General features: G+C 54.5%; 2 protein-coding genes. Both read right to left on the bottom strand.

Annotated elements, in window-relative coordinates; translation table 11 throughout:
• Positions 1–90 precede the first annotated feature (90 nt).
• Positions 91–576 (bottom strand): three component ABC system middle component, encoded by a 486-nt coding sequence (locus HWX36_RS36670; RefSeq protein WP_175958575.1) that lies wholly within the window; start codon positions 574–576, stop codon positions 91–93.
• Positions 573–1,667 carry an ABC-three component system protein gene (locus HWX36_RS36665; protein WP_175958574.1) on the bottom strand — a complete coding sequence of 365 codons (1,095 nt, stop codon included), beginning with the start codon at positions 1,665–1,667 and terminating at the stop codon, positions 573–575. The genes HWX36_RS36670 and HWX36_RS36665 overlap by 4 nt, the downstream gene beginning before the upstream one ends.
• Positions 1,668–1,752 lie beyond the last annotated feature (85 nt).

Here is a 1,752-nt window from a genome sequence, read left to right as displayed (position 1 = left end):
TTCCGTAAACCGGCTCTTCTTCATGACTTCCTTTTCTCCGTTGGAAGCCATTCTCTCAAGTTTCAACTGGTCCGAAAATTCCAGGGCAGGTCACACCTGCTGATCGGTGAGGCCGGAAAACCAATAGCCAATCCTTTCACTGGCGAGTCCGAGGCGCCGAATGCGCTCCGGCAATACAGGTGCGCGCAAGTCCTCGTATGGGCCATTTGCCCACATCGTCGCCGTCGTCGGATCGATCCGAACAAGACTGGACTGCTCCGCAGACATGAGTGAATCTACGGTTAGCCTTCTCAAGGACAATGCTCGACCGTGAATAGCGAGAAGATCTTCTCGCTGATCCCCGAGCTTGCCGGCAAACAGATGCAATCCGGATCCCTTCTGCGTACGCAACACCATCTCCAAGGTTGGGCTATACAGAATCAGCGGCAAAACAAGAAATGCCAGGGGCAGCGTCGCCGCATGGCCATCACGATCTTGATATCCAAGGGCAAACTTCCAAAGCGCATAGGCACCCAGTGCCTCGTTTTGAACCAGCGCAGCCTCACTCAGACGGTGTAGTTGAACGATTTCGCTCACGCCTCCTCCTCGTCATCCAGAAGGGACTTGTGCTCCGGATGCCAGCCAAGCTCCCGCCTGTTCGCCAGATCATTGAACGCACCATGAGTGAAATAGTCCGGCACCGTGCGATTGCCTATTGGCACCTCCAAAACCGAGCATCGTCCGTAGACGAGTCGACCTTGCACAACCCCCGGCTTGTCGGAATGAAGATCCTTGACCTCGCTAGCAAACGCTTCGTGTCGTCGTAGCAACGAATCTTCCCAATCCTTAAAGGTGTCGTCATAGATAAATCCAGCTTCGGCCCACTTCGCCTTATCGCCGGACGTTCTCATGAGGTCACTGGCCGCACGAAGCTGCTGCCTCTCCGTGGCTTCGATTAATTGAAGTTGCCGCACAAACGTTGGTCTGCTGGTGAGTACGGCCCGCGTCTCAATCGTCGTGGGCACTGCGGATAGCGAAACGAGATAGCCCGGCATGTTGTTCTGCTGAACGAAAGCCTGAAATCGCTTCCGAAACTCTCCGACGCTGATCTGGGCAGGCTCGCCAGCCCGGATGAGACGGTCCGCCCAAGCCTGAGCCATCCCAATCGCGGCTTCGCAAATGATATCAATTGATCCGACCGGAATAGTAGGTGCCAGTAGATCACGCAGAGGCTGTATCGGATCGACATCACTGCTCAGAATCGAAGTCTTGCAGATGACCTGATTGCGAAGAACCGCATCCACGTCAAGAAACTGCTCCACATAGGGCAGGCACTTCGGCGGCTCGGCCTTCTTGCTGAGTTTGTCTTTGACCAATTTGAGCAACTGGTCCACGGCATCCGCAGACGTTGCGTCATGAACAGCGGAGCCCAGCTTTCCCGACTTCGGCGGCGTCACGTAGAGGTGAAATGTTGCTTTGTCTCCGTCCACCTTCTTGGACTCGATCACCGCAAGCCAATTTGCAATAGTCTTCCAAAGGTCCTCTGACCAATCAGACAGAGCATTATGCGAAAGCGCGCTCTTACATTGCTCCAATAGCACATTGCCATCGGTGTAGTGAACCGCGACATCGTCCAGGAGTTCTAGCGAAACGCTAGCACCTAGTCCATTGAACCAATGAAATTGCACTGATCTAATGGTGCATGGGCAAAATGAATCTGAGCGAAGCCGAGCGGGAAGAACTGCTGTCGATGCAGCGCAGCCGAACGATGGC

The organism is Burkholderia sp. BCC0405, assembly GCF_902833075.1.
In the GTDB taxonomy this organism is placed as follows: domain Bacteria; phylum Pseudomonadota; class Gammaproteobacteria; order Burkholderiales; family Burkholderiaceae; genus Burkholderia.
This window is presented reverse-complemented; position numbering and strand designations above follow the sequence as displayed.